Source organism: Thermoactinospora rubra (assembly GCF_002093975.1).
Taxonomy (GTDB): Bacteria; Actinomycetota; Actinomycetes; order Streptosporangiales; family Streptosporangiaceae; genus Nonomuraea; species Nonomuraea rubra_A.
This window is the reverse complement of the sequence record NZ_KZ084324.1, coordinates 105,166-128,147: the sequence shown is the minus strand read 5'-3', so window position 1 is coordinate 128,147 and position 22,982 is coordinate 105,166. Positions and strand designations below refer to the sequence as shown.

The window sequence follows — 22,982 nt, the reverse complement described above, 5'->3', positions numbered from 1 at the left end:
CCCGCCTGCGAGGGGGTTGAGCGAAGAGACCCCCCGCGCACCCGCCAGAGCCCGCTTATCCTTGCTGCCTTCCGGCCCTGGGGAGGTTCACAGGATGACGCCGCGCGAGGGGTCCTTGAGACAGTCTAGCCGCGTGCGGGTGGTGCTCGCTCCCGCCTCGCTCCCCGAAGCTCCCCGAAATGATGGTCTGCGCACCTTGGCGGGTCGGGTAAGCTCTACGGCGGAGGATTCGCCTAGTGGCCGAGGGCGCACGCTTGGAAAGCGTGTATAGGGCAACCTATCGGGGGTTCAAATCCCCCATCCTCCGCCGGTTCCAGAGGGGCCGTGCCGATCGCGATCGGCACGGCCCCTCTGGCGTGTCCGCCCGTGTTCTCGCACGTCAGGTTCTTGACCCGAAATGTCGGCAAAAGTCAAGATCTTGATCGTCTGGGAAAGCGCTGTCTAGGCTCCACAACGTCCTCAATCACCGCACAGAGAGGAACCCGCCATGGAGCCTTGCCTGGACCCGCCGGAAGACGTCTGACGTCCGCTCATCGCGACGCGCCGGCGCCGGTTCGCGGCGTCTGGCGCGTCGCCTCTCCCATGTGACGGTTCACGGCGAAGGGGGCGCGGTGTCCGCGAGGGTGACGGTCGACCTCGGCCGCACGAGGGCGAACATCCGGCGCTTCCACGCGGCCGCCGCCGAGGCCGGCGTCGCCGTACGCGCCCACACCAAGGCGCACCGCACCATCGAGCTCTCCCGCCTGCAGCTGGAGGCCGGCGCCGTCGGCGTGTCGGTCCAGACCGTCAACGCCGGGCTCGCCCTGGGCGACGCGGCGGACGTGGTCCTGTCGTGGCCGTGGCGCGAGGAGTGGCGCCGGCCGCTGTACGCCAGGGCCGCCGCCGAGCTGCGGAGCTTCGCCGTCCACGTCGACGACGCCGAGACGGTCGCCGGCGTCGCGAGCACCGCCGCCCGGCACGGCGTCGAGATCGGCCTGCGCATCGACCTGCGCCACACGCCGGCCGACGCGGTCCTCCCCCTGGCCAGGCTCATCGAGAAGACCCCCGGCGTACGGCTCGACGGCGTCTCCGGCTACAGCGCCCCCGCGACGTGGGAGGACATCGAAGACCGCGTCGAGTACGGCAGGCGCCACGCGGTCCGCCTCGTCGAGGTCGCCGAGGCCATCCGCGCGGAGGGCATCCCGTGCCCCACGGTGTGCGCGGGCGGCACCCCCACGGCCGCCGGAGCGCTGGCCGTACCGGGCATCACCGAGATCACCGCAGGCGCGTACGCGACGCTCGACGGCGGCCTGGCCGCGGCCGGGTACTGCGGGCCGGCCGACGTGGCGATCAGCGTGGCCGACGCCGCCCTGCTCGACGGGTGCGCCCAGCCCTGGGATCCGGAGACGGTCGCGGTGCGCGACGGGGAACGGCTGCTGCCCGCCCACGTGTGCCCGCTGGCCAAGCGCCTGGCCGTGCAGGACGTCGAGATCACGGTGGTGGACGGCGGCGAGGTCGTGGACGTGTGGCGCCCGCTGGCCAGACCGGACCGCGGGTGACCGCGCCCGCCACGAGGCCTGCCGCGACCGTGACCGGGCTGCCGCCCAGGTTCTGGCTGCTGTTCGCCGGGCGGACCGTCTCGGTGCTGGGCAACGCCTTCGGTCCCATCGCCATCGCCTTCGGCGTGCTCGCCCTGCCCGGCGCGACCCCCGCCACGCTGTCGGCCGTCCTGGCCGCCCAGACGGTCCCGCAGCTGGCGCTTCTGCTCTTCGGCGGCGTCGTCGGCGACCGCTTCCCCCGCTACCGCGTGCTCGTCGCCGCCGAGCTGCTGTCCGGGCTGGCCTACGCGGGCCTGGCCGCGATGCTCCTGTCCGGCTGGGCGCCGCTGCCCGCGCTGGCCGCATGCGCCTTCGTCTCCGGTACGGCGAGCGCCCTGCTGCTGCCCTCGCTGAGCGGGGCGGTCGCCGAGGCGGCGGGACGCGACCGGCTCCAGCAGGCCAACGGCTGCCTGCGCCTGGGCGCGAACGCCGCGCGCGTCGCCGGCCTGGCCGGGGCCGGGGCCACGGTGGCGCTCCTCGGCCCGGGGGTCGCCCTGGCGCTCGACGCCGCCACGTACTTCCTCGCCGCCGCGCTGCTCGGGCTCGTGCGCCTGCCCCCGGCGGCCCGTACGCGGAGCCGTTCGGTGATCGGCGACCTCGGCCGCGGCTGGCGGGAGTTCACGAGCCGCCCGTGGCTGTGGTCGACCGTGGCGGCCGCCGCGTTCATCAACGTCGCGTCGACGGCGGGGTTCGGCATGCTCGGCCCGGTGGTGGCGCGCGAGCGGCTGGGCGGGCCGGTGGCCTGGTCGGCGGTCATGACCGGTTACGCGCTCGGCATGATGGCCGGGGTGGCGGTCGCCCTGCGGCTGCGGCCCCGCCGACCGGTCGCCGCCGCGTTGCTGGCCACGCCGTTCCTCGCCCTGCCGTTGCTGACGCTGGGCCTGGGCGCGCCGCTCGCGGTGACGGCCGTCGCGGCGTTCGCCTCCGGGGTGGCGCTCGACGTCTTCGGCGTGCTGTGGGAGACCACGGTCCAGCGCGAGGTGCCGCAGGAGTCGCTGTCGCGCGTCAACTCCTACGAGCACCTGGTCGCCCACTCGCTCCAGCCCGTGGGCGTGATGGCCGCCGGATGGGCGGCCCACGGCCTGGGGCCGCAGCCGACCCTGCTCGTGCTCGGCTCGATGATGATCGTCGCCGGCCTCGCCGTGCTGGCGCTGCCGGCCGTACGGGATCTGACCGCGGACGACGAAGGAGCCCAACCGTGAAAGAGTCGTACGTCGAGGGGTTCGCGCAGGCCTACGACACGTTCTGGCACCCTTACCCGGCGCGGGCGGCGACGGCCCTGCTGCGGCTGCACGAGGCCGTGCGCCCGCCGGGTCCGCGGCGGCTGCTGGACATCGGCTGCGGCACCGGCATCGTGGCCGAGCGCTTCCTCGGCGCGGGCTTCCGCGTCACCGGGCTGGACCGGTCGGCGGCGATGCTGGCCCGCGCCCGGGTACGGCTGGGTGACGGCGTGGAGCTGCGCCAGGGCGACGCCACCGACTTCGAGCTCGACGACGCCTTCCCTTTCGCGATCTCGACCTACGACATCCCGAACCACCTACGCGACGCCGGCCAGATCGCCGCCTACCTGCGCTGCGCCTTCCGCGCGGTCTCCCCCGGCGGGCTGTTCGCCTTCGACCTGGCCACGCGCAAGGGCCTGCGCGGCATGAACCAGCTGACCGTCCGCGACACCGAGGAGGCGATGCTGATCTTCCGTGGCGCGCTCAACGAGGACGAGGGAGTGGGGTTCTACCGCATCTCCGGCGTGGTGCGCGCGGAGGACGGACGCTACGACCGGTTCGAGACCACGATGCGGAACATCGTCGTCGACCTCGACCGGACGCTGAAGGACATGGCGGAGATCGGCTGGAGCGACGTCTACGTCGCGGCTCCGGACGACCTCCTCACGCCGCTGGCCGAGGTTCCGGACTCGCTGCCGCGCGTCTACGTGGTCGCCCGGAAGCCCGCACGCTGACTGATCAGGTTGCAGCGAGGGCCTTGGACCGGTCGGTCGCCATGTGGACGGCCATGCCGCCCAGGACGGTGCCGGTCACGTACCGCTGGACGCGCAGCCACGCCGGGCGGGCGGCCAGGAAGGCGGCCAGCGTGCCCGCCGAGACCGCGATCAGCCCGTTGACGGTGGTGCCGACGAGGATCTGCACCGATCCCAGGGCCAGGCTCTGCAGCAGGACGCTGCCCGCGTGCGGGTCCACGAACTGCGGCAGCAGCGACATGTAGAGAATCGCGATCTTGGGGTTGAGCAGGCAGGTCAGCAACCCCATGGAGAACAGCCGGCGCGAGGAGACGGGCTCCAGCTGCCTGGGCTCGAACGCCGAGGCGCCGCCCGGCCTGATCGTCTTCCACGCCAGCCACATCAGGTAGGCGGCGCCCGCCAGCTTGAGCGCCGTGTACGCCGCCGGCACGAGCGCGAAGATCGCCGTCAGGCCGAGACAGGTGGCGAGCAGATAGATGGAAAAGCCCATGAACACGCCCGACAACGAGATCAGCCCGGCGCGCCGGCCCTGCGTGATCGACCGGGAGACCAGGTAGATCATGTTGGGCCCCGGGGTCAGCACCATGCCCAGCGAGACCAGGGCAATACCGATCAATCCGCCGATCATCGCTCAAGCGTATCCGACCACTTTCCGTAGCATTTGGTGGCCCATGGTGCTCTCCTGACAGGTGGAAGGCGCCGGCGGCATCTCGGCGGCCTTTTCGGGAAGCAGGGGAGGCATCCCGAGAAAGGACGTCGGCCATGGACTTCAGGGATCAGGCTGAACTCGATACATCACAGGTGGAGGACGTCGGCGGGCGCAGGGGCTTCCCGGGCGGCGGCATCGCCATCGGCGGCGGCATCACGGGCATCATCGCGCTCATCATCGCCCTGGTCCTGGGCAACATCGGCGGAGGCGGCGGAGAGCAGCCGGCCGGGCTCCAGCCGACCTCCGACCTCAGGCAGCAATGCAAGACCGGACGCGACGCCGACCAGTCGGAGAAGTGCCGCGTCGTCGGCGTGGTCAACAGCATCCAGGCGTACTGGGGACAGACCGTCGACGGCTACCAGCCCGCCAAGACCACGCTGTTCACCGGCGGCGTCCAGACCGGCTGCGGCTCGGCCAGCTCGGCGGTAGGCCCGTTCTACTGCCCGGCCGACCGGCACGTCTACCTCGACCTCGGCTTCTTCGACCAGCTCCAGTCGCAGTTCGGCGCCAGGGGCGGGCCGTTCGCCCAAGCCTACGTGATCGCCCACGAGTACGGTCACCACGTCCAGAACCTCACCGGCGCGCTGCGGTCGGGCAACTCCGTACAGACCGAGCTCCAGGCCGACTGCTACGCGGGCGTGTGGGCGAACAACGCCGTCGAGACGAACTTCTACGAAAAGCCCTTCACCCAGGACGAAATCGCCCAGGCCATCGACGCCGCGGCGGCCGTCGGCGACGACCGGATCCAGCAGCGCACCCAGGGCAGGGTGGACCCCGAGTCCTTCACGCACGGCTCCTCCGAGCAGCGCGTCAAGGCCTTCCGCACCGGCTACGAGACCGGCGACCCCAACGCCTGCTGAAAGATCCCCCGAGGGCCCTCCTGAGAGGAGTGAGAGCGGAGTAACGGATTGTCTCCTAAACTCGATGAGGTGATTTTTAAGTTGGTCGGCGATGGACGTCCGTATCCCGAGCACGGGCTGACGAACCGGGAGTGGGCCCAGATACCGCCGAGGCAGGTCAGGCTGGACTCGTTGATCACGACGAAGGCCATGCTCGACCTGCACTCGCTGCTCGCCGCCGATTCCACCTTCTACGGCGACCTGTTCCCCCACGTCGTGCAGTGGCGCGGCGAGCTCTACCTGGAGGACGGCCTCCACCGGGCCCTGCGTGCGGCGCTGCACCAGCGGTCCATCCTCCACGCCCGGGTGCTCGAACTGCCCAACTGACGCCTCATCGGGAGAGGGGCCGGCCGCCCGGGGGGCGGGGCCCCTCTTGCGCGTTCCAGGCGTCCGCCCTCAGCCGCTGCTCCTGCGTCTTCGACGGCGAGCGCCAGCATTCGCATGCCGCCCAGTGTCACCGCCGAAGGTCACGAGCCGGTCACCAGCGGTGGTGCACCTGCGGCCGGATCAGCTCGTCGTAGACCTCCTGTACGGCACGCAGCGCCCCGGGCGGCAGCGGCCGGTCTCCGAGCTCGGTGTTCGCCCTGGCCTGTCCCGGGTTGCGCGCGCCCGGGATCACCACGCTCACCCCCGGCTGGTCGATCACCCAGCGCAGCGCGAACTGCGCCATCGTCAGCCCCTCGGGCACGTGGGGACGCAGCCGCCGTACCGCCTCCAGGCCGGTGCGGAAGTCGACGCCCGAGAACGTCTCCCCGACGTCGAAGGCCTGGCCTTCCCGGTTGTAGGTCCGGTGGTCGTCGTCCGGGAACGTCGTGTGCTCGTCGTACTTGCCCGACAGCAGGCCGCTGGCCAGCGGCACCCTGGCGATGATCCCGACCCCGGCCTGCCTGGCCGCGGGCAGGACCCGCTCCAGCGGCTTGAGTCGGAAGGCGTTGAGGATGATCTGCACGGTGGCGACGTTGGGCCGGGCGATCGCGGTGAGCGCCTCGTCGCACGTCTCCACGCTCACGCCGTACGCCGCGATGACGCCCTCCGCGACCAGCGTGTCGAGTGCGTCGTAGACGGCGTCGTCGGAGTACACCGCCGTGGGCGGGCAGTGCAGCTGGACCAGGTCGATCGTGTCGACGCCGAGGTTGGCGCGCGAGCGGCCGGTCCAGGCGCGGAAGTTCTCCAGCGTGTACAGCGCGGGGTCCAGCGGCGCGCGCCGGCCCATCTTGGTCGCCACGGTCAGCCCGGAACGCCTCGCGAGCAGCTTGCCGATGATCTGCTCGCTGCGGCCGTCGCCGTACACGTCGGCGGTGTCCAGGAACGTCACACCGGCGTCGACCGCGGCCTCCAGGGTGGCGAGGGCCTCGCGCTCGCTCACCTCGCCCCAGTCGGCCCCCAGCTGCCAGGTGCCGAGCCCCACCACGCCGACGGTCCTGCCTGTCCTGCCCAGTACGCGCTGCTCCACGATCGGCCCCCTCCGTCAGCGCTCACAGTACCGCGTGCCCGCCTCGTGAGATCATTCCCCGGACCCGAACCCCGAAAGGCGATCACCGAGAAATGACCGTGAAGGCGGTGTTGGGCGCGGCCACCTCCGGCGCATGCTCCGGCGCCTCGACGTCGCTGGTCAACGACGTGTCCTCCCCCTACGGGACGCTCGGCGAGCCCGTCGCCCGGTCGGGCTGGGCGTGGGTGGGGGAGATCGCGCAGTGGGCCAGCCTGCTGGTGGACCTCGGCTGGTCCTGGGCGGCGCTGGCGGTGATCGTCGGTTGGGCGGTCGACCTGCGCAGCTCGCGCAACGGCAGGGCGTGGGCGAGAGCCGCCGCCGGTGGCGTGGCGGCCCTCGTCGCGGCGCTCATGGCGCACTACGGCATGGACTCCCTGCTCGAGAACGCCCCCTTCGACATGTACTGGCCGGAGATCCGCCAGTGGGCGGCGGTGAGCCTGCTGTTCGGGCCGCTCCTCGGCGTCGCGGGCGCATGCGCCAACCGCCCTGGCATTCCGAAGACTCTCCCGTGGTCGTAAGCAAACGAGTCCGAGTAGGTCTCGCCTTGGCGAATCAGCGAAGATTGTCGGCGCCTCTGGCTACCGTGACGGCGTGCTGAGCGCCTATCCCGAGATCCGCGACCGGATCTTCCAGCTTGCACGCGACAAGGGGCTGCGGGTTGAGCTGGCCGAGTCCAGCCCCAGGTCCTCGGCGCTGCTGCTACTGATCTGGGACCAGGCTCACATCAACATCGGGCGCGCCATCCTCCCCACACGCCATCTCAATCCCGATGTCATCGCCGACCTCGAACGTAAGCTGGAGCACATCTTCGGAAAGGACTGGCTGCAATGACCACACTGCTCGCCAAGATCACTCGTGGCCAGGCGCTCGACTCCGGCCACGCGGTCTGGGGCGCCACGTTCCCGGATGCTCCTGCCGGTGGTGGCGTGACCGCTGAGACGCTGGCCGAACTCCGTGAGGAAATCGAGGGGGTCAAGCATTTCGTGCTCGACCTTCCTACCGATCACCCGATCACCGTCAAGTACGTCTACGACCTGCCCGGGGTCTCAGCCGACGCGCTGGCCGACGCCGGAGCCGTCGTCCGGCAGCTGCGCGCGGCGGGTCTGTCGGAGGAGGACAGCGTCCATCTGTTGCAGTCCGCCTGAGTGAGTAGTCCATCGGGCGTGCGTAGGAACATGGCTTCTCGCTCCAGCTGAGTCGCCCCTGTTGCGCGGGACTTTGCCGTCCGGTCCCGTCTGCCTCGCGGCCTCCAGCGCGGCGTGGTCATCCTCCTCGAAGGCTGGCGCCCCTGCCGGGCTCCTCGCTACCGGGAGTGTCGACGGCGCTCTCGAACCGCTTGGCGGTCTCGTAGTCGTCGCAGGGGGCGGTGTCCCGACTCGGGGCCATCCGCGGCCGGTCGTCGAAAGCCGCGGACGGGGCGCTCGCCGCCGTGCCGGTCTATGGGGCAGGAAGACGCAGCCGAGCTCCTGCCGCCTTCCTGCAGGCGGGATGGATCGGATCGCCGAGATGGGCCACCACCAGCTCTCCACCCAGCGAGTACACAACCGCCTCCTCGGTGCACAGGGCGGTCGCTCGCTGGCCGGGGCGCAGGTCCTCGGTCCAGGCCACCAGACAGTACGGACCCATGCCCGTGATGGCCAGCACCAGACGGCCTCGGATCATGCATCCTCCTGACCCGTCTGCGCCTGTAGCGCTCGCAGCCGCATCAGACCATCCCCGGCAGGTGGTCGAAGGCGCTGGCCCTGGCGCCTTCGCGGAAGGCATCCACCGAGGCCTGCGTCGTCAGGATGCGGTGGGTGCGCGGGCCACGGGGAGACACCCACTCATCCCTGATGATCACCACGACGACCCTGCCCTCGTGGTACCTCTCAACGGGGATCGAGCCGTTCTTCGCCTTGTCCAGGAATTCTGCCCACGCCCGTGGATCCAGCAACGCGGCGTTGGTGGGGTTGGTCTTCTCCCGCACCCGGATGCGCCCGCGCAGATGATCCCGCGTGACCTCCAGGCAGTTGCCCTGCGAGGAGCTGTACCGCAACCAGCCGCGACGAAGGATGGGGTCCATCATCGGTCTCTCCTCGCGCAGCCGCGCAGCTGCACGCCAAGCCCTTCAAGGTCGGGCGCATGGAGCGTGCGCGTGCATCCGCAGGCGAGCAGCGGGCACGGCCCTGTGGCGCACCAGATGCCGGTCTCAGTCCGGATCTTCCACTCGGGATACTCCGCGCGTAGCTTGGCGAGCACCTGCGGCTCTGGGTCCTTAGAGCCCGCCTGCTCGATCGTGAGCATGACGTGGTCTTCGACGGCCATCACGCCACCCCCACGGGGTCACGAAGACGAGGAGTGCTGCCGTCCGGTGGTCGTCCTGCCCCGCACGGTGGCCGTTCTCGCCGAGTCGCCGGCCTTGAGGCCGTCCAGCCCATATCGGCGGTCGAGCGCGAGGAAAGCGGGCGGCGGCATACCGCTCTTCGCGAGACGGCACGCGCCTGCCGCCTCGGCGGCCGATGCGGGCGCAGTTCGGTCCGCAGGTTGAGCCAGGCCGACGCGGTACGGCAGGCGGCCGCCAACGGCGACGTCGATCGCGCCCTCGCCGTCACCGGTTCCCGTGCCGTCGGCCGGGCTGCGATCAGATCCGGCAACCGGGGGATGGCGAGCGACTCCGCCACCTCGTCATCGTCATCGTCGAGATCGGGCTCGAAGCCCGCATCCCACCCATCCGGGTAGAGCTGCCAGCGCGGCTCCTCCCCGCCGGGAGCCATCGGCAGCTCGACGACGTCGCCGGAGACGGGCTCCTCGACGGGCTGTTCGTCGGCGGCGTTCTCGAAGGCCGGGGCGCACATCACGGGCGGAAACCAGTCGACGGCGGGCATGCGCCTGCCCCAGATTCCGGCGGCGCTCAGCAGGTCCCACCGCGCCGCGACCTGCTCGGCGTCCGGAGTGCGGTACTTGTGAGGCGCCACCGCGCCGCAGCCGGTCTCGCCGTGCTCGTACGGCGCGTGGCCGCACACCGCGCAGCCGAGGGGCAACGGCGGGCGCTCGGTGGAGAAGCATTGCCCGTAGGACGGCTCGAGGTCGACGTCGGCCAGCAGCGTGGCGGTCATGCCTGACCCCCTGCACTATCGGTGGCGGCCAGCACGGAAGCCAGGTCTTGGACCGCGCGGTGCGGCATAGGATCCGCCGCGCGGGCGGCGCGCGTAAGGAACTCTCGATGCCATGACAACGGCTCAGAGCTGGCCTCGACGAGCGCGAGCAGCAGGACCGCGCTGCGAGTGGGGCACGAGTCGGCCGCGTGGATCCAGCCCGCGGCCAGGTAGTCGAGGCAACTCCGGCTACTTCCCGGAGCAGGTATCTCGCATCGGCGCGCGGCTGTAACCGACCGGCTGCCTTCGCGTCTAGGGTTGTCCACGGGTCGCACCTCCGACGTGCGATCAAGGGCTCGGTACGGCGTCGCTAGCGCCTACCGGGCCCGTTTCGGTTGTAGGCCGAGTCTCAGGGCTCGTGCAGGTGGAGCATCTGATGGACAGACGAGGAAACCTTACTGCCATTCGCGAAAGGTAACAATACCTGTATCAGATCTGTGGACTGAATCCGGGCCGATCCGGGATGGAGATGAGCAGGTACGGTGACTGCTGAACGGTCTCTCGGTCCGGGAGGGAACGCATGACAGAGGCAGGCTGGGTAAGCGTTTCCGAACCATACGTGCGGCCTCGACGCCCAGGAGAGCCGGAGGCGTGGGCCCACGAAGCCGCCCGGCACGGCCACGTAGGCACGCATCGCCTGCTGGCAGTCGAGGAGGTCCAGCCGCCCAGGCGTGTCGCTGTAGCGCTCGGTCTGAGCGAAGGCGAGACAGCCGTGGTCCGCCGACGTCTTGTTCTGGTCGACGAGCAACCTACAGAGCTGGCTGACTCGTACTACCCGGCCACGATCGCCCGGGGCACCGGTTTGGCCGAGACGCGGAAGATCCGTGGAGGCGCGATCACGCTGCTCAAGGAGCTCGGCTATGCTGCGCACAGCGTGGAAGAGGGCGTATCCGCCCGACCCGCGAGTCAGGAAGAGCGAGAGCTCTTCGGGCTTGAGCCCGGCGACTGGGTACTCGTTCTCAACCGCGTGCTTCGCACTAGCGATGGAACGCCGGTCCAAGCCGATGTCATGACGATGATCGCCCAAGATCGCGAAGTGCGATACAAGACGATCATCCAATAAGGAGACAACGCCACCGTGGCCAAGCGGCTGGACTCCCGCCCCCGACACCAGCAGATCGCGGCCGAACTGCGCGCGCAGATCATGGCTGGCGAGTTGAAGGCCGGCGAGCAGCTCCCGTCCACCGCCCAGCTGGTCGACCGGTTCAACGCAGCGAACGCGACCATCCAGCGCGCCCTCAAGGCGCTCAAGGACGAGGGATTCGTACGTGGCCACCCAGGCAAAGGCGTCTATGTCCGCGAAAGGCAACCCTTCGTCGTCGAAGTACGCGCCTACAAGTTGCCCGGGCCACACGGCTATGAGTACGAGTTGCTGGACGTCCGCGAGGGCGTGCCGCCAAGCGACGTAGCGGCGATATTTGTGCCTCACGGCGATGAGCGAGCCGTCGTACGCCACCGTCTCTTGCTACACGACGGTGAACCTGTCGAGCTGTCATGGTCGTACTATCCGGCGAGCATCGCCGCGGGCAGTGCTCTAGCCGGCAGCCGGAAGATCCGGGGTGGTGCGCCGAAGGTGCTCGCCGATCTTGGGTTCCCGCAGCGACGGTTCACGGATCGCATCTCTGTCCGTCAGCCCACCGAGGTGGAGGTTAGAGAGCTCGATCTCCCACCCGATGTGCCGGTGTTTCGTCAGTTCCGCGTGATCTACAGCGATGCCGACCGGCCCGTCGAAGTGTCCATCCTGATCAAGGGCGGGCATCTGTACGAGCTCTCGTACGAGCAGCCAGTCGAGTGACCGGGCGCAGCCGTACAGCCTCCGGTCTTGGCGCCGGGTCACCGTTGAGACACGACGGCCACACATGACCTCGCACACGCCTGGACCGCCAAGGAGTTTCCCCAGCACAAGCTGGAGGACGGCTGCCTCTCTCCCGCCGCCGGAGTGGGCCGAAGCCGATCACGACGGGACCGTATGCCCCCATGATCTTGGGAGCAGTAGGGCCTCTGACCTGTGGATCCACAGGTCAGAGGCCCTACCGACGTGGCGGTGGTGGAGGGATTTGAACCCTCGAAGGAGTTGCCCCCTTACGCGCTTTCGAGGCGCGCGCCATCGGCCACTAGGCGACACCACCGTCGAGCAGCTTACCGGATGCGGCGAGATGCGAAGAACTCTTTAAGCACCGCACCGCATTCCTCCGCCAGCACACCCGCCACCACCTCGGGCCGATGGTTGAGCCGCCGGTCGCGCACCACGTCCCACAGCGATCCGACCGCGCCGCCCTTGTCGTCCGCCGCGCCGTACACGATCCTGTCGACCCTGGCCAGTACGGCGGCGCCCGCGCACATCGTGCACGGCTCCAGCGTGACGACCAGCGTGCAGCCGCCGAGCCGCCAGGCGCCGCGGGCACGCGCGGCCGCGCGGAGGGCCAGCACCTCGGCGTGGGCGGTGGGGTCGGCGGTGGCCTCCCGGTCGTTGCCAGCCGCGGCGAGGACCTCGCCGCCCTCCCCGAGGACGACCGCGCCCACCGGCACCTCGCCGCGTTCGGCGGCCAGCCGCGCCTGCGCCAGCGCCAGCCGCATCGCCTCGCCGTACGCGGAACTCATGCCCGGGAGGTCACCGCAGGCGGTCGAGCTCGTCGGCGAAGCCGAGCTTCTCGGCGATCACCGACAGGATGTCGGCGGGCAGCACGCCCTCCTCCATGCTGAGCTCCAGCAGCTCGTCGGCGGTCATCCCGAGGTCGGCGAGCAGGTCGAGGTCGCCCGCCGGCCGTACGCCCAGGTCGCCCGCCTCCTTGTCGGGGACCACGCCGGCGAACTCGGCGAACAGCTCGCCGAGCGAGTCGGGACTGACGGCGTGCGCGTCGGACAGGAAGACCCTGGGCTCCTCGTCGCCGGAGTAGCGGACGATGGCGAACCACTCGTCCTCCACCTCCACGCACAGCAGGGCCAGCTCGTCCCCGGTCAGCCCGAGGGCCTCGGTCACGGCGTCACCGAGGTCGTCGACGATCTCCGCGGCGCTCAAGTCGACCTCGGCGCCGGACCAGCCGTCGGGCGTCCTGACGAAAGCGGCGGCGAAGGTAGCGCTGGAGGGCATGGCCGAAGCTCCCGGATCAGCCGAAAACGGAGTCGATTGCACGTTCGAACGGCTCGGAGAAGCCGAGCCGCGCGGCGATGCTGGACAGCACGTCCTCGGGGTGAAGGTCGATGTCACCGGAGAGGATGCCCAGCTCCATCTCATCCAACCCGAGGTCGACGAAGATCGACAGATCCCCGGCGGGCAGCACCGTGTCCTCGTCGAGGATCTCGTCGAGCTCCTCCTCGTCGGGGATCGGCACGTCGAGGTACTCCAGCACCTGTTGCGCGAGCGGGTAGTCGAGCGCCGCGGCGATGTCGGACAAAAAGACGCTCACCTTGTCGCCCACGACCCGCAGCGCCACGAAGAACTCGTCACCCACGGCCACCAGGCCGATGGTGCCGCTCTCGCTGGGTTGCTGCTTGAGGGCGTGGATGAGCCCTTGCAGGTCGGAGGTCAGGGCGACCGGCAGCACCTCGGCGTCCCAGCACGCATCCTCGCGGTAGACCACGATGGCGAAGTCCAAGGCGTCCTCGTCAGTCATCAGCCCACCCCCACTGCGCATCGTTTCAGACTCGGCCACGCGGTGTCGGCCGGTCCCGCCAAATTGTGATCAAAAGCGAGCCGCCCCGGTGCCGGTGGCCTGCCCACAAGATAGCGTTGTCCCTTATGGAGACCCTTGTCGTCGATCATCCCCTTGTGGCGCACAAGCTGACGACTCTACGTGACGTCGGCACCGACTCTCCGACGTTCCGCCGGCTGGCGGACGAACTGGTGACGCTGCTGGCGTACGAGGCCACGCGCGACGTCCGGATCACACCGGTGACCGTGCGGACCCCGGTCGCCCCCGCCCACGGGGTACGGCTGGCCGCACCCAAGCCGCTGGTCGTGCCGATCCTGCGGGCCGGTCTGGGGATGCTCGACGGCATGACGAGGCTTCTGCCCACGGCGGAGGTCGGCTTTCTCGGCATGATCCGCAACGAGGAGACGCTGCAGGCCGAGACGTACGCCACGCGCCTGCCGGACGACCTGTCCGGCCGCCAGTGCTACGTGCTGGACCCCATGCTCGCCACCGGCGGCACGCTCGCCGCCGCGATCCGCTTCCTCTTCGACCGCGGCGCGGACGACGTGACGGCCATCTGCCTGCTGGCCGCGCCGGAGGGCCTGGCCTACCTGGACAAGCAGTTCGCCGACTCCGGGCGGCCGATCCGGGTGGTGACGGCCGCGCTGGACGAGCGGCTGAACGAGCAGGGCTACATCGTCCCCGGGCTGGGCGACGCCGGAGACCGGCTCTATGGTGTCGTCTGAGTAATCCTTTTCCATCGCCAAAGCTCGCGCCTTCGTTACATACTGTGTGTGTCCGGGTACGAAGGGTAAGGAAGTCATCTCCTAGGGGAACCGGTATGAGCGAGCGGATGGAAGCGGAGCCGAGCCCGTACGCCGAAGTTGAGTCCGCGCTGCGCGAGGAGTTCGCGGGCGTGCACTCGGCGTCCACGGTCACCCGCTGTGTCGAGGCGGCGCATTACGGCGCGCTCGAGGTCACCGGCTACGCGCACCCGGGACTCGTGGAGCGGATCGCACGTAAGCACCTTCACGTCCTCGCGCTCGTCGCGAGCGAGCGCGGCTGACTCGGCAAAGAAGATCGGAACCGTCCGGCGCAGTTACGCTTTACCCGGCCTGCCGGGTGGGTAATGTATTCGTCGGGTGGAGTGGGTATGTGGCACGGAGGCGACAGTGCAGGTCAAGAAGTGGCTGAGGTGGGGAGGCATCGCCTTCGTGGCGTACTTCCTCTTCGCGCGACCAACGGAGGCGGCCGACGCCGTCCGTGGCGCGGTCGACACAGTGTTCAACGCCGCTGACTCACTAGCTCAATTTGTGACCAGCCTCGCATGAGACTTGTGACCCACGGGGACGCTGCTCCGTCGTCGGTCAACCGCTACCTCCTCCCCCACGAAACGCAACACATCATGGTCCGGCGGCATCCGGCCGTACTGCTGCGCCCGGTCGCCGAGGTCCTCGGCGGCCTGATCATCGCCGGGCTGCTGAGCAGGCTGCTGAGCGGCAGCGAGAACAGCAACACCGCGCTCGTGGTGGTGTGGTGGCTGTGGCTGCTGGTGCTCATCCGCTTCGTCTGGAAGGTGGCGGAGTGGTCGGTCGACTACTTCGTCGTGACCTCCAAGCGCATCCTGCTCACCACCGGGCTCATCACGCGCAAGGTGGCGATGATGCCGCTGACCAAGGTCACCGACATGAGCTTCCAGCGCTCCCTCATGGGACGCATGCTCGGCTACGGAGAGTTCATCCTGGAGTCGGCCGGCCAGGATCAGGCCCTGTCAACCGTGCGGTACATCCCCTACCCCGAAACGCTGTATCTCGAGGTGTGCGCGATGCTATTCCCGGGCGAAGACAAGGGTGATGATTAATCCACTCAGGTAAGGATTTCTTCACGCAGGGATACCCGAGTGGGCTACTTCATGCAATCATTGCGTGTTGTTGACCCTTCCCCGCCTTGAGAGATGAGATGCCGAGTCAGGGAACAATCGGTGACCGCGTCCGCGGACTGCGGCTGAGCAGGCGGATGTCCCAGGCCCAGCTGGCCGGACCTGACCTGTCTGACAGTTATGTCTCCCTCATCGAGTCGGGCAAGCGCACACCGACGCCGGTCGTTGCCCGTCTGCTGGCCGAGCGGCTGGGCTGCACGACCGAGTTCCTGCTGCACGGCATCGAGCCGCGCCAGCGCATCGACACCGAGCTCGGGCTGCGGCACGCCGAGCTGGAGCTGCGCCACGGCGACCCGGTGGTGGCCGCCGAGCGGTTCGACGAGATCGTCAAGGCGGTCGGCGAGGAGAACGCGATGCTCGCCGCGCAGGCCAGGCTCGGACGGGCCCGCGCCCTGGAGGAGCAGGGCCGGCTCGGCCAGGCCGTCGAGGCCATGGAGCGGCTGCGCGCCGAAGCGGAGGCCCACCCCGAGCGGCTGGCCGACCTGCCGCTCACGATCGCGCTGAGCCGCTGCTACCAGCGCGCCGGCGACCGGCTGCGCGCCCGCGACCTCGGCCTGAGCGCGCTGCGCCAGATGACCCGGCTCTCGGTCGACCAGGGCGAGCTGGCCGCCGACCTGGCCGCCACGCTCATCGAGATGGGCGGCGAGGCCGAGGAGATCGAGTTCGCCCGCCGGGTCCTGGCCGCCTCAGGAACGCCGGAGGTTGTGGACCGTTCCGCGGAGATCCGCACGCTGTGGGAGGCCAGCAAGACCGCCGCCGCGGGCGAGGACTCGGCGCTGGCCGTACGCCTGGCCGACGACGCCATCGCCGCGGGCCGCCCCGTCCGGATCGCGCTGCAGCTGGCCAGGACCGCGATGCACTGGGCGCAGCTGGACGCCTGCCCGGTCGAGGAGGCCGAGCGTCACGTCACCGCGGCCGAGAAGGCCTTCTCCGTGCTGTCCGGCACCGTCCACGAGCTGGGCGAGAGCCGCGTCATCCACGGCCGCGTGCGGCTCAGGGCCGGCGACCCGGCCTCCGCCGGCGAGCTGGCCGCCTCCGCGCTGGAGCTGCTGGAGGGCGCTCCCGGCACCGTGCCCGCCCAGGCACACCTCGTGCTCGCGCGGGTGGCCATCGAGCAGCGGGCCGACGCCTCCGAGCACCTGCGGACGGCGCGCGAGCTGCTCACCGCGCTGAACGGCCCCATCTTCGGTTCCGACCGGCAGGCGGCGCGCTCCTGGCGCGAACTCGGCGACCTGTACGGCCGTGTCGGTGCCCGAGCAGACCAGACCGCCGCGTATCGTAAGGCGCTCGAGGCCGCCGGAGTCCGGTCCGTGCTGGCGGGGGTGACGGCCAACGCCGCCGTTTCCCGCTGACTCCGGAGTTGTGCTGAGGGCCCTGGAATAATTAGGGTCTACCAGTCATTGACTCATAGGATGACTGGGTTCCCCGGAGGAGGCGGACTGTGAGTCTGCGTACGGCGCAGCGGGCTTCGCTCGTCGACCAGGTGATCGACCAACTCAAGGAGCAGATCACCTCTGGCTCGTGGCCGATGAATCGCAAGATCCCGACCGAGACGGTGCTGGCCGAGCAGTTGGGAGTCGGCCGCAACACGGTCCGCGAAGCCGTCCGCGCCCTCACGCACGCGGGGCTGCTGGAGTGCCGCCAGGGCGACGGCACCTACGTCAGGGCCACGAGCGAGCTGTCCGGGGCCATGCTGCGCCGCCTGCGCCAGGCCGAGCAGCTGGAGATCCTCGAGGTCCGGCGGGCGCTGGAGGTCGAGGCCGCGCGCCTGGCCGCCACTCGCCGCACCGAGGACGACATCAAGCGCATCGACGCCGCGCTGGAGGCGCGGGAGCGGGCCTGGAAGTCGGGGACGCCGGAGGAGTTCGTCGAGGCGGACCTGGCGTTCCATATGGCGGTCGTGCACGCGACGCACAACCTTGTGCTGATCGACCTGTATGAGGACTTCTCGGCGGCGTTGCGTGCGAGCATCACGGCGGCTGGGACGTCGCTGAACAAGAGCTACATCCCCCACGACGCGATCGCGCGCGCCATCGCGGCCGGCGACGCCTCGGCGGCCGAGCGCGCGGGACACGCATGCATGGAGCACATCCTCATCGCGCTGACCGAGCAGGTGTAATTCTCTTCTTTTTGTACGGCGGGGCTTTTCTTTCTTCCTGTACGGCGGGGCCGGGTTTCGCCCACCCGCCGACCGGGGCCGGGCCCTGTCTAGGGTGACGCTCACCGGGTGTGCGTGGCCGGCCGCCGTCACGGCGTCTTCTTGGGCGATCGCCGTGGTTCCCACCCTGGGCGCCGTCCTCGTTGCGCCGGGCTCCGCCGTACCCCTTCCCGCCGACCCGGCGCCCGAAGGAGCGCAGTGCCTTGGGGCGGCGAGGCAGCAGCTCCTACGGCCCGTCACTCCTACGGCCCGTCACTCCTACGGCCCGTCAGAGCCCTACGCCGTACCAGCCACATCAGCAATGCTGTTCCTCCAGCACGCCAGCCCGCTGCCACGGCAGTGCGCCGCAGGCGCGACCACCGTGCCTCCGCCGGGGGAACGCCGCCAGGGAGCATGACCGGCGAAAGCATGGGCTCATGGGGCGGTTGGGTGGCTGTCAGGGGCGGAGCTGGGCGGCGTGGGTGAGGGCGAAGTCGTGGAAGGAGCGGGCCGGGCGGCCGAGCACGTCGCGGAAGTCCGTCGTGGTGAAGTCGCCCCAGCCGCGGGCGTAGGCCCTGCCGTACTCCACCGTCACCGCCGAGATCCACTCGCCGAAGCCCGCGTCGAGCAGCGCCCGGTGGACCGCGTCCTCCGGGAGGGGCCGGTAGGTGATGGGCGTGCCGTACACCTCGGTGAGTGTGGCGGCCGCGTCGTGGAGGGAGAGGCTGGCCGGACCCGTCAACGTGTAGGTCCTGCCCGAGTGGGCGGCCGGGTCGGTGAGGACGTGGGCGGCGAAGTCGGCGATGTCGCGGGTGTCGATCATGCCCACCCGGCCGTCGCCGAGCCCGCCGTACAACGTGTCGCCGTTGACCGAGCCGAAGAGGTTCTGCATGAAGAACGCCGGCCGGAGGATGGTCCAGCCCAGGCCGGAGGCCTGAAGCTCCAGGTCGGACAGGGCGTGGAGGCGGCCGTTGCGCGTGGGCGCGTCATGGGCGGCGCCGATGGCCGACATGCGCACGACGTGCCGCACCCCCGCCTGTCTGGCGGCCCACACGGCGTTCATGCTGGCGTGAGGGGCCTGCGGGCCCATCGCGGTCAGCAGCCATACGGTGTCCACGCCGGTGAAAGCCTTTTCAAGCGTCGAGGGATCGTCGAGGTCGCCCACCGCGACCTCCACCCCGGCGGGCGCCTTGGCGGGGTCGCGCACCAGGACCCGTACATTCTCGGTAGAAGGCAGGGCGCGCAGCAGGGCCGAGGACACGGTCCCGGTGGCGCCGGTGATCAGAATGGTCATGCGGAAATCCCCTCCTCAGAGGACAGCAGGTCGTCAATGGCTTCGAAGAAGGCACGGATGCCCGGCAGGTTGGCTCCCTTGGCGCGGGAGGCCGCGAAGTCCGCAGGCGAGCGCCACTCGACGATGTCGAGCCACTCGTCGCCGGGCAGGCGCACCAGTGTGGCGCCGAGGAATCCGGCGCGGTCGGCGCGGAAGTCCGCCAGCATCGCGGGCCGGGCCGCGAGCAGGGCGTCCGCTCGGGTCGCGCGGAACCTCGTCAGTTCGATCGTGCTCATGCCAAGACAATATAGTCAAATTTAGTGACAGTCAAGATTGGTGACTAAATATGCGGCGCAGTGAGCGGAAGCAGGCCGATCCGGATCTCGGCATCCTCATCGCCAGGGTGCTGTTCGGGCTCCAGCGGGAGATGTCCCGGGAGCTCAGGACGGACAAGAGCGGGCCTGGGCCCCGGCACGGGGCCGTGTTGGCGTACCTGGACGAGGAGGGCAGCCGCGCCACCGACCTGGCGGCGCAGTCCGGCCAGCACAAGCAGGTCATCGGGACGCTCGTCGACGACCTGGTGGCCATGGGGTACGTCGAGCGCCGGCCGGACCCCAGCGACCGGCGCGCCAAGCTGGTCGTGCCCACCGAGCGGGGGCTGGACATGATGCGCCGCTCGGACGAGGTCGTGGCGGCCATCGAGCGGCGCTACGCGCAGGCGGTCGGCGAGGAGGAGTTCGCCGTGTTCAAGGCGACGCTGAGGAAGCTCGCCGAGCTGCAGGTCACCTCAGACGCAACGACATGACCAGGTAGCGGAACTCCGGCTCCGCGTCGCCCGGCACGTCGGTGATCAGCGCGGGGCGGGTGGGCGAGTCCATGTTGATCCGCGCGTACTCCGACTCCACCCCGGTCAGGCCGTCGAGGAGGAACTGCGACTGGAAGCCGATCTCGATCTCGCCGCCGCGCAGGTCGCAGTCGAGCACCTCGACGCCGCGCCCCAGCTCGCCGCCGCCCGCCTGGACCGTCACCTGGCCCTTGGTGAAGGTCAGGCGGATGGCCGTGTTGCGCTCGGCGACCAGGGCGACGCGCTTGATGGCCTCCACGAAGGGCGTCACCCTGACGTCGGCCCTGATCGGCCAGTCGCCGGTGAGGCGGGAGCGGTAGTCGATGAACTGCTCGTCGAGCAGCCGCACGGTGGTGCTGCGGCCCACGCTCTCGAACCCGGCCACGCCGCCGCCCATGGCGATCGCGACCTCGCCGCCGCGCAACGCCTTGGCGACGTCGACCAGCACCCGGGCCGGGATCATGGCCGAGACGGAGACGTCGGCCCGCTCGGGCCGCCAGGTGAACTCGCGGGCCGCGATCCGGTAGCGGTCGGTGGCCGCCATCGTCACCGCGGTGCCGTCGATGTCGACCCGGACCCCGGTGAGCATGGGCAGGGTGTCGTCACGGCTGGCGGCGGGCGCGACCTGGCCGACGGCCGTGGCGAAGACGCCGCCTCCGATGGCGCCGATCTTGGGGGGCATCTTCGGCATGGTCGGGAAGTCCTCGACGGGCATCGTGACCAGGCCGAACTCGGCCGAGCCACAGGTGAGGACGGCCTCGGCGCCCTCGGTCACGACGTCGACGTGGTCGCCGGGGAGGCTGCGGGAGATCTCGGCGAGCAGGCGGCCGGGGACCAGCACGCTGCCCGGCTCGGACACCTCGGCGTCGACCGTGGCCTGGGCGGAGACGTCGTAGTCGAAGGCCGACAGGGTCAGCTCTTCGCCTGCTTCGAGGAGCAGGCCGGAGAGCACGGGCGCGGCGGGACGGGTGGGGAGCACCCGAGCGGCCCACGCCACGGCCTCGGCCAGCACATCGCGGTTCACCCGAAATTTCACCTGATCCACCCCTTCGCTCGGCGGGCCACGACAGCAAAGTATCGGCCGGGACCGACAATGCCGGTGCCATCGCTTGCTTGATCTTGCGAGTGGCGTGTGGTGCGTGGAGGCTCGCCGTAGGTGGTGCCCGCCGTACCCCGGCTTCTCACCGTCGTGGGTATGGGGAAGGGTCATGGGTGCGGGGAAGGGTCGTGGGCGCGGGGAAGGAAGAGGGCGGGGCGTACGGCGGGCCGTTACTTGACGGCGTTCAGGTATGCCAGGACGGCCAGGACGCGGCGGTTGTCGTCGTCCGAAGGCGCCAGGTCCAGCTTCGCGAAGATGCTGGCCGTGTGCTTGGCCACCGCGCTCTCGCTCAGGTACAGCCGCTGCGAGATCGCCGCGTTCGACCGGCCTTCCGCCATCGCCGCCAGGACCTCCCGCTCCCGCGGCGTGAGGCGGCCCAGGGGCTCGTGCCGCGAGTTGCTGGCCAGCAGCTTGGCGATGACCTCCGGGTCCATGGCCGTGCCTCCGTCGGCGACCCTGTGAACGGCCTCCATGAACTGCGAAGCGTTGAACACCCGGTCCTTCAGCAGGTATCCGACGCCGCCCGACCCGTCCGCCAGCAGCTCCCGGGCGTACAGCTGCTCGACGTGCTGCGAGAGCACGAGGATCGGCAGGCCCGGAACCCGCTTGCGCGCCTCCAGCGCCGCCTGCAGCCCCTCGTCGGTGAACGTCGGCGGCAGCCGTACGTCCACGATCGACACGTCGGGACGCAGCTCGACCAGCCCGCGCAGCAGCTCGGGGCCGCTCTCCACGGCCGCGACCACCGTGCAGCCGTGCGCCTGGAGCAGGTGCACGAGCCCGTCCCTGAGCAGGTAGAGGTCCTCGGCGATCAGGACGCGAACCGGCACCGTTCCACCTCGTCCGTGTGCGCCGCGGGCAGCAGCAACGCGAAGGCGTACATGATCACGCCCAGCGTGATCATAAAGGCGATAGTCGGCCACTGCCAGGCCGGGGGCAGGTAGAGCGCGAGGAACCACGAGCGGATGTGCTCGGCGTTGAAGATCTTGAAGCAGGCCGCGACCAGGCCCTGCGGGAACAGCGGGCACCACGCCGTGGCCCACAGGCCCAGGACCAGGGCCGTCTTCCAGCGCGGCATCTTCTTCATCCCGTGCCAGGGCGTGGGCAGCACCCCGGGGATCTCCATCGTCACGGTGGTCGGGCCGCCGGGCGGGCTGTGGAGGGCGAGGACCCCGTCGAAGGCGGCCAGCCGGCGTTCGATGCCGTACAGACCGCTGCCCTGGGCCGGGTCGGCGCCGCCGGCGCCGTCGTCGGTGACGGTCACGCGGAGGGCGGAGCCGTTGTGGCTGATGTCCACGAGCGCCTGCGTGGCGCCGCCGTGGCGGGCGGCGTTGGACAGCAGCTCGCTGACGGCGAAGTACACCGCGGCCTCGACGGGCGGCTCCGTGCGGTGGGGCAGGTCCACCTCCACGCTCACCCGCAGCGGGCTGTCCATGGCCAGGGCCCGCACGGCGTCGGCCAGCCCCCGTTCGGCCAGCACCGGCGGATGGATGCCGCGCACCACCCGGCGCAGCTCGGTGAGCGCCTCGGCGGACGCCTCGCGCGCCTTGGCCAGCAGGGCCTTCGCCGCCGCCGGGTCACGGTCGACGAGCTGCTCGACGGCGCCGAGCGTCATGCCGAGCGCCACCAGCCTGGCCTGCGCGCCGTCGTGGAGGTCGCGTTCGATCCTGCGCATCTCGGCGGCCTGGGAGTCGACGGCGATGCTGCGCACCTGCGTGAGGTGCTGGACCCGCCCGGCCAGCCGGCTGGCCGTGGTGTGGCCGAGCAGCAGCCGCACCCACAGCGCGTAGGCCCGCGCGGCGGGGCCGGGAAGCACCAGCAGGAACGGCACGGCCAGCAGCTTGGCCAGCGGGTCGAGCATGAGCCACAGCAGGTCCCGCCACGTGGCCGGATCCCGCAGCAGCCACCTGAACCGGCTGTGCCAGGCCGGATAGCGCGGCGTCCGGTACAGCGTGCGGTCCACCCGATACCACCCGTCGGGCCCCGGCCGCGGCGGCGGGGGCTCCGGCAGGTACGGCGGGGCGACCTCGATGCCGGACCACGCCCGCGCCTGCCGCCTGGCCCTGTCCGCCAGCGGCCTGACCATGCCGACCATGGGCGGGAACAGGAACACCATGCCCAGGCCGATCGCCAGGATCCCCAGGCAGAACGCGACCAGGAACGTCGCCGCCTCCACCGCGGCGAAGAAGACCACCACCGGTATCCGGGCGAGCGTTCGCAGCATGCCTCCAGTGTGCCCGGCGGACGGGACGGCGTCCTTGCACCTAGGTACACCCCT

At 70.4% G+C, this 22,982-nt stretch carries 31 protein-coding genes, 2 tRNA genes and 1 other RNA gene; 18 read left to right on the top strand and 16 right to left on the bottom strand.

The window, feature by feature from the left end:
- Positions 1 to 21: 21 nt before the first annotated feature.
- Positions 22 to 117, bottom strand: an RNA gene (gene ffs / locus BSB02_RS00660) — signal recognition particle sRNA small type.
- Between the two features lie 105 nt (positions 118 to 222).
- On the opposite strand from ffs, the gene BSB02_RS00655 reads away from it, so the two are divergent.
- The 4 genes from BSB02_RS00655 to BSB02_RS00640 all read left to right on the top strand — a co-directional run bounded on the left by BSB02_RS00655 (position 223) and on the right by BSB02_RS00640 (position 3,531).
- Positions 223 to 307, top strand: a tRNA-Ser gene (locus tag BSB02_RS00655).
- 304 nt (positions 308 to 611) lie between these two features.
- The gene (locus BSB02_RS00650) at positions 612 to 1,538 is read left to right on the top strand and encodes an alanine racemase (RefSeq protein ID WP_084955474.1); all 927 of its coding nucleotides are present in this window, start codon (positions 612 to 614) and stop codon (positions 1,536 to 1,538) included.
- Positions 1,505 to 2,779, top strand: coding sequence for an MFS transporter (locus BSB02_RS00645; protein WP_240506079.1), 1,275 nt, complete (start codon positions 1,505 to 1,507; stop codon positions 2,777 to 2,779). Before BSB02_RS00650 ends, BSB02_RS00645 begins: the two co-directional genes overlap by 34 nt.
- Complete coding sequence (locus tag BSB02_RS00640; protein ID WP_084955472.1) at positions 2,776 to 3,531, top strand: class I SAM-dependent DNA methyltransferase; 756 nt, start codon at positions 2,776 to 2,778, stop codon at positions 3,529 to 3,531. Before BSB02_RS00645 ends, BSB02_RS00640 begins: the two co-directional genes overlap by 4 nt.
- A gap of 4 nt (positions 3,532 to 3,535) precedes the next feature.
- Here BSB02_RS00640 and BSB02_RS00635 read toward each other — a convergent pair whose 3' ends face one another.
- Positions 3,536 to 4,177, bottom strand: a complete 642-nt coding sequence (locus BSB02_RS00635) for a LysE family translocator (RefSeq protein ID WP_084955470.1) — start codon at positions 4,175 to 4,177, stop codon at positions 3,536 to 3,538.
- A gap of 134 nt (positions 4,178 to 4,311) precedes the next feature.
- Between BSB02_RS00635 and ypfJ the strand changes: the two genes are divergently transcribed.
- Both ypfJ and BSB02_RS00625 read left to right on the top strand, forming a co-directional pair.
- Positions 4,312 to 5,118 (top strand): KPN_02809 family neutral zinc metallopeptidase, encoded by an 807-nt coding sequence (ypfJ, locus tag BSB02_RS00630; RefSeq protein ID WP_084955468.1) that lies wholly within the window; start codon positions 4,312 to 4,314, stop codon positions 5,116 to 5,118.
- Between the two features lie 69 nt (positions 5,119 to 5,187).
- Positions 5,188 to 5,484: a type II toxin-antitoxin system VapB family antitoxin gene (locus BSB02_RS00625; protein WP_084955467.1), complete on the top strand. Its 297-nt coding sequence runs from the start codon at positions 5,188 to 5,190 to the stop codon at positions 5,482 to 5,484.
- A gap of 151 nt (positions 5,485 to 5,635) precedes the next feature.
- Here BSB02_RS00625 and BSB02_RS00620 read toward each other — a convergent pair whose 3' ends face one another.
- Positions 5,636 to 6,610: an aldo/keto reductase gene (locus BSB02_RS00620; RefSeq protein WP_084955465.1), complete on the bottom strand. Its 975-nt coding sequence runs from the start codon at positions 6,608 to 6,610 to the stop codon at positions 5,636 to 5,638.
- A gap of 98 nt (positions 6,611 to 6,708) precedes the next feature.
- Between BSB02_RS00620 and BSB02_RS40425 the strand changes: the two genes are divergently transcribed.
- From BSB02_RS40425 to BSB02_RS00605, 3 genes are all read left to right on the top strand, one after another.
- A complete protein-coding gene (locus tag BSB02_RS40425; RefSeq protein ID WP_158088526.1) occupies positions 6,709 to 7,167 on the top strand; it encodes a hypothetical protein in 459 nt (152 codons plus the stop codon).
- A 73-nt stretch (positions 7,168 to 7,240) separates the two neighbouring features.
- Positions 7,241 to 7,480 (top strand): hypothetical protein, encoded by a 240-nt coding sequence (locus BSB02_RS00610; protein WP_084955461.1) that lies wholly within the window; start codon positions 7,241 to 7,243, stop codon positions 7,478 to 7,480.
- Positions 7,477 to 7,794, top strand: coding sequence for a hypothetical protein (locus BSB02_RS00605; RefSeq protein ID WP_084955459.1), 318 nt, complete (start codon positions 7,477 to 7,479; stop codon positions 7,792 to 7,794). The genes BSB02_RS00610 and BSB02_RS00605 overlap by 4 nt, the downstream gene beginning before the upstream one ends.
- Before the next feature lie 292 nt (positions 7,795 to 8,086).
- Here BSB02_RS00605 and BSB02_RS00600 read toward each other — a convergent pair whose 3' ends face one another.
- Genes BSB02_RS00600 through BSB02_RS00585 form a run of 4 tightly spaced genes read right to left on the bottom strand, consistent with a single transcriptional unit; the run spans position 8,087 to position 9,744 of the window.
- Complete coding sequence (locus BSB02_RS00600; RefSeq protein ID WP_084955457.1) at positions 8,087 to 8,311, bottom strand: hypothetical protein; 225 nt, start codon at positions 8,309 to 8,311, stop codon at positions 8,087 to 8,089.
- Positions 8,312 to 8,354: 43 nt separating this feature from the next.
- Positions 8,355 to 8,714, bottom strand: coding sequence for a DUF397 domain-containing protein (locus tag BSB02_RS00595; protein WP_084955455.1), 360 nt, complete (start codon positions 8,712 to 8,714; stop codon positions 8,355 to 8,357).
- Positions 8,711 to 8,953 carry a hypothetical protein gene (locus tag BSB02_RS00590; RefSeq protein ID WP_143590109.1) on the bottom strand — a complete coding sequence of 81 codons (243 nt, stop codon included), beginning with the start codon at positions 8,951 to 8,953 and terminating at the stop codon, positions 8,711 to 8,713. Before BSB02_RS00590 ends, BSB02_RS00595 begins: the two co-directional genes overlap by 4 nt.
- On the bottom strand, positions 8,953 to 9,744 hold the full coding sequence (locus tag BSB02_RS00585; protein ID WP_084955451.1) for a hypothetical protein: 792 nt from the start codon (positions 9,742 to 9,744) through the stop codon (positions 8,953 to 8,955). Before BSB02_RS00585 ends, BSB02_RS00590 begins: the two co-directional genes overlap by 1 nt.
- Positions 9,745 to 10,303: 559 nt before the next feature.
- Here BSB02_RS00585 and BSB02_RS00580 point away from each other — a divergent pair.
- Positions 10,304 to 10,846: a GntR family transcriptional regulator gene (locus BSB02_RS00580; RefSeq protein ID WP_084955449.1), complete on the top strand. Its 543-nt coding sequence runs from the start codon at positions 10,304 to 10,306 to the stop codon at positions 10,844 to 10,846.
- 15 nt (positions 10,847 to 10,861) lie between these two features.
- Positions 10,862 to 11,578, top strand: coding sequence for a GntR family transcriptional regulator (locus BSB02_RS00575; protein ID WP_084955448.1), 717 nt, complete (start codon positions 10,862 to 10,864; stop codon positions 11,576 to 11,578).
- Between the two features lie 244 nt (positions 11,579 to 11,822).
- On the opposite strand, the gene BSB02_RS00570 is transcribed toward BSB02_RS00575, so the two are convergent.
- From BSB02_RS00570 to BSB02_RS00555, 4 genes are all read right to left on the bottom strand, one after another.
- Positions 11,823 to 11,912 (bottom strand) — tRNA-Ser (locus tag BSB02_RS00570).
- A gap of 10 nt (positions 11,913 to 11,922) precedes the next feature.
- Entirely contained in the window at positions 11,923 to 12,384 is a 462-nt protein-coding gene (gene tadA, locus BSB02_RS00565; protein WP_206184451.1) for a tRNA adenosine(34) deaminase TadA, read from the bottom strand.
- 10 nt (positions 12,385 to 12,394) lie between these two features.
- Entirely contained in the window at positions 12,395 to 12,874 is a 480-nt protein-coding gene (locus BSB02_RS00560; protein ID WP_084955446.1) for a tRNA adenosine deaminase-associated protein, read from the bottom strand.
- A gap of 16 nt (positions 12,875 to 12,890) precedes the next feature.
- On the bottom strand, positions 12,891 to 13,397 hold the full coding sequence (locus tag BSB02_RS00555) for a tRNA adenosine deaminase-associated protein (RefSeq protein WP_143590108.1): 507 nt from the start codon (positions 13,395 to 13,397) through the stop codon (positions 12,891 to 12,893).
- Positions 13,398 to 13,522: 125 nt separating this feature from the next.
- Here BSB02_RS00555 and upp point away from each other — a divergent pair, with 125 nt between their 5' ends.
- The 6 genes from upp to BSB02_RS00530 all read left to right on the top strand — a co-directional run bounded on the left by upp (position 13,523) and on the right by BSB02_RS00530 (position 17,473).
- Positions 13,523 to 14,161, top strand: coding sequence for a uracil phosphoribosyltransferase (upp, locus tag BSB02_RS00550; RefSeq protein ID WP_084955444.1), 639 nt, complete (start codon positions 13,523 to 13,525; stop codon positions 14,159 to 14,161).
- Positions 14,162 to 14,256: 95 nt separating this feature from the next.
- Positions 14,257 to 14,481, top strand: a complete 225-nt coding sequence (locus BSB02_RS00545; protein WP_084955442.1) for a hypothetical protein — start codon at positions 14,257 to 14,259, stop codon at positions 14,479 to 14,481.
- A gap of 106 nt (positions 14,482 to 14,587) precedes the next feature.
- A complete protein-coding gene (locus tag BSB02_RS40995) occupies positions 14,588 to 14,746 on the top strand; it encodes a hypothetical protein (RefSeq protein ID WP_169729332.1) in 159 nt (52 codons plus the stop codon).
- Positions 14,743 to 15,276 (top strand): PH domain-containing protein, encoded by a 534-nt coding sequence (locus BSB02_RS00540; RefSeq protein ID WP_084955440.1) that lies wholly within the window; start codon positions 14,743 to 14,745, stop codon positions 15,274 to 15,276. Before BSB02_RS40995 ends, BSB02_RS00540 begins: the two co-directional genes overlap by 4 nt.
- 98 nt (positions 15,277 to 15,374) lie before the next feature.
- Positions 15,375 to 16,706, top strand: a complete 1,332-nt coding sequence (locus BSB02_RS00535; protein ID WP_084955439.1) for a helix-turn-helix domain-containing protein — start codon at positions 15,375 to 15,377, stop codon at positions 16,704 to 16,706.
- Between the two features lie 89 nt (positions 16,707 to 16,795).
- Positions 16,796 to 17,473, top strand: coding sequence for a FadR/GntR family transcriptional regulator (locus BSB02_RS00530; RefSeq protein ID WP_084955437.1), 678 nt, complete (start codon positions 16,796 to 16,798; stop codon positions 17,471 to 17,473).
- A gap of 475 nt (positions 17,474 to 17,948) precedes the next feature.
- On the opposite strand, the gene BSB02_RS00525 is transcribed toward BSB02_RS00530, so the two are convergent.
- Positions 17,949 to 18,785 carry an SDR family oxidoreductase gene (locus BSB02_RS00525; protein ID WP_084955435.1) on the bottom strand — a complete coding sequence of 279 codons (837 nt, stop codon included), beginning with the start codon at positions 18,783 to 18,785 and terminating at the stop codon, positions 17,949 to 17,951.
- A complete protein-coding gene (locus BSB02_RS00520; RefSeq protein WP_084955433.1) occupies positions 18,782 to 19,060 on the bottom strand; it encodes an antibiotic biosynthesis monooxygenase in 279 nt (92 codons plus the stop codon). The genes BSB02_RS00525 and BSB02_RS00520 overlap by 4 nt, the downstream gene beginning before the upstream one ends.
- Positions 19,061 to 19,110: 50 nt before the next feature.
- Here BSB02_RS00520 and BSB02_RS00515 point away from each other — a divergent pair, with 50 nt between their 5' ends.
- Positions 19,111 to 19,569, top strand: a complete 459-nt coding sequence (locus BSB02_RS00515; RefSeq protein WP_084955430.1) for a MarR family winged helix-turn-helix transcriptional regulator — start codon at positions 19,111 to 19,113, stop codon at positions 19,567 to 19,569.
- Here BSB02_RS00515 and dnaN read toward each other — a convergent pair.
- The 3 genes from dnaN to BSB02_RS00500 all read right to left on the bottom strand — a co-directional run bounded on the left by dnaN (position 19,547) and on the right by BSB02_RS00500 (position 22,928).
- The gene (dnaN, locus tag BSB02_RS00510) at positions 19,547 to 20,644 is read right to left on the bottom strand and encodes a DNA polymerase III subunit beta (protein WP_084955428.1); all 1,098 of its coding nucleotides are present in this window, start codon (positions 20,642 to 20,644) and stop codon (positions 19,547 to 19,549) included. The genes BSB02_RS00515 and dnaN overlap by 23 nt on opposite strands.
- A 233-nt stretch (positions 20,645 to 20,877) precedes the next feature.
- Positions 20,878 to 21,534 (bottom strand): response regulator, encoded by a 657-nt coding sequence (locus tag BSB02_RS00505; protein WP_084955426.1) that lies wholly within the window; start codon positions 21,532 to 21,534, stop codon positions 20,878 to 20,880.
- Positions 21,516 to 22,928: a sensor histidine kinase gene (locus tag BSB02_RS00500; RefSeq protein ID WP_084955424.1), complete on the bottom strand. Its 1,413-nt coding sequence runs from the start codon at positions 22,926 to 22,928 to the stop codon at positions 21,516 to 21,518. Before BSB02_RS00500 ends, BSB02_RS00505 begins: the two co-directional genes overlap by 19 nt.
- Positions 22,929 to 22,982 lie beyond the last annotated feature (54 nt).

What these genes read in the sequence shown, in the direction of transcription:
- BSB02_RS00635 (WP_084955470.1), bottom strand. Translation starts at nt 4,177, where the DNA reads ATGATCGGCGGATTGATCGGTATTGCCCTGGTCTCGCTGGGCATGGTG.
- ypfJ (WP_084955468.1), top strand. Translation starts at nt 4,312, where the DNA reads ATGGACTTCAGGGATCAGGCTGAACTCGATACATCACAGGTGGAGGAC.
- BSB02_RS00605 (WP_084955459.1), top strand. Translation starts at nt 7,477, where the DNA reads ATGACCACACTGCTCGCCAAGATCACTCGTGGCCAGGCGCTCGACTCC.
- BSB02_RS00600 (WP_084955457.1), bottom strand. Translation starts at nt 8,311, where the DNA reads ATGATCCGAGGCCGTCTGGTGCTGGCCATCACGGGCATGGGTCCGTAC.
- BSB02_RS00595 (WP_084955455.1), bottom strand. Translation starts at nt 8,714, where the DNA reads ATGATGGACCCCATCCTTCGTCGCGGCTGGTTGCGGTACAGCTCCTCG.
- BSB02_RS00590 (WP_143590109.1), bottom strand. Translation starts at nt 8,953, where the DNA reads ATGGCCGTCGAAGACCACGTCATGCTCACGATCGAGCAGGCGGGCTCT.
- BSB02_RS00585 (WP_084955451.1), bottom strand. Translation starts at nt 9,744, where the DNA reads ATGACCGCCACGCTGCTGGCCGACGTCGACCTCGAGCCGTCCTACGGG.
- BSB02_RS00580 (WP_084955449.1), top strand. Translation starts at nt 10,304, where the DNA reads ATGACAGAGGCAGGCTGGGTAAGCGTTTCCGAACCATACGTGCGGCCT.
- tadA (WP_206184451.1), bottom strand. Translation starts at nt 12,384, where the DNA reads ATGAGTTCCGCGTACGGCGAGGCGATGCGGCTGGCGCTGGCGCAGGCG.
- BSB02_RS00560 (WP_084955446.1), bottom strand. Translation starts at nt 12,874, where the DNA reads ATGCCCTCCAGCGCTACCTTCGCCGCCGCTTTCGTCAGGACGCCCGAC.
- BSB02_RS00555 (WP_143590108.1), bottom strand. Translation starts at nt 13,397, where the DNA reads ATGACTGACGAGGACGCCTTGGACTTCGCCATCGTGGTCTACCGCGAG.
- upp (WP_084955444.1), top strand. Translation starts at nt 13,523, where the DNA reads ATGGAGACCCTTGTCGTCGATCATCCCCTTGTGGCGCACAAGCTGACG.
- BSB02_RS00545 (WP_084955442.1), top strand. Translation starts at nt 14,257, where the DNA reads ATGAGCGAGCGGATGGAAGCGGAGCCGAGCCCGTACGCCGAAGTTGAG.
- BSB02_RS00540 (WP_084955440.1), top strand. Translation starts at nt 14,743, where the DNA reads ATGAGACTTGTGACCCACGGGGACGCTGCTCCGTCGTCGGTCAACCGC.
- BSB02_RS00535 (WP_084955439.1), top strand. Translation starts at nt 15,375, where the DNA reads ATGCCGAGTCAGGGAACAATCGGTGACCGCGTCCGCGGACTGCGGCTG.
- BSB02_RS00525 (WP_084955435.1), bottom strand. Translation starts at nt 18,785, where the DNA reads ATGACCATTCTGATCACCGGCGCCACCGGGACCGTGTCCTCGGCCCTG.
- BSB02_RS00520 (WP_084955433.1), bottom strand. Translation starts at nt 19,060, where the DNA reads ATGAGCACGATCGAACTGACGAGGTTCCGCGCGACCCGAGCGGACGCC.
- BSB02_RS00515 (WP_084955430.1), top strand. Translation starts at nt 19,111, where the DNA reads ATGCGGCGCAGTGAGCGGAAGCAGGCCGATCCGGATCTCGGCATCCTC.
- BSB02_RS00500 (WP_084955424.1), bottom strand. Translation starts at nt 22,928, where the DNA reads ATGCTGCGAACGCTCGCCCGGATACCGGTGGTGGTCTTCTTCGCCGCG.